The 529-nt window shown below is 46.9% G+C and carries 1 protein-coding gene; it reads right to left on the bottom strand.

Annotation, left to right across the window (positions count from 1 at the left end; translation table 11 throughout):
- On the bottom strand, nucleotides 1-529 hold a 529-nt coding region (locus R7Z47_RS26675; RefSeq protein ID WP_318131001.1), incomplete at both ends, for a COX15/CtaA family protein.

The following is a 529-nucleotide window of genomic DNA, read 5'->3' as shown; positions in this document are numbered from 1 at the left end:
CCAGAAAGAGAACGCCTCTTTCCAATCCAAGTAGTTCATCCAATCTCCTTCGCAAATGGGCAACGTTGTACACATCAAAGCCGCGTAGTTTGATGAAGTCCAACCGCCGAGCAACACTTGGGAGAACACAACCAAAAAGGAAAACACTGAAAACAACCTAACCGACCGAGAGGAGGGGGAAAAATAAAGATTGTCTTTCGCCTTCAGTTGGCAATAAAACACCGCTTGCAGCGCGAGTAAGGTAAATCCACCAAGCAGATGCAGCATGACAATGACCGGCATCAGTTTTAGAGTCACCGTCCACATACCTAACATCGCCTGCCCCACAACCAAAAAGCTGAGCAGAATAGGAATGGATGGGTTCACGCGTTCAGTTCGAATAGCAATAACGGTAATAGCAAAAATCACCATGCCGAGTGTTCCAGCAAAATAGCGATGAATCATCTCTAGCCACGCTTTTTCATGCTCAATCTCGCGTTCTGGAAAATTGATGCTGGCGCGCAGAACATCGTCTTCATGGTGTGGTACA

It is taken from the genome of Vibrio sp. 1641 (assembly GCF_033339995.1).
In the GTDB taxonomy this organism is placed as follows: domain Bacteria; phylum Pseudomonadota; class Gammaproteobacteria; order Enterobacterales; family Vibrionaceae; genus Vibrio; species Vibrio alginolyticus.
The sequence above is the reverse complement of the archived record's forward strand: the minus strand, read 5'-3'. Positions and strand labels throughout refer to the sequence as shown.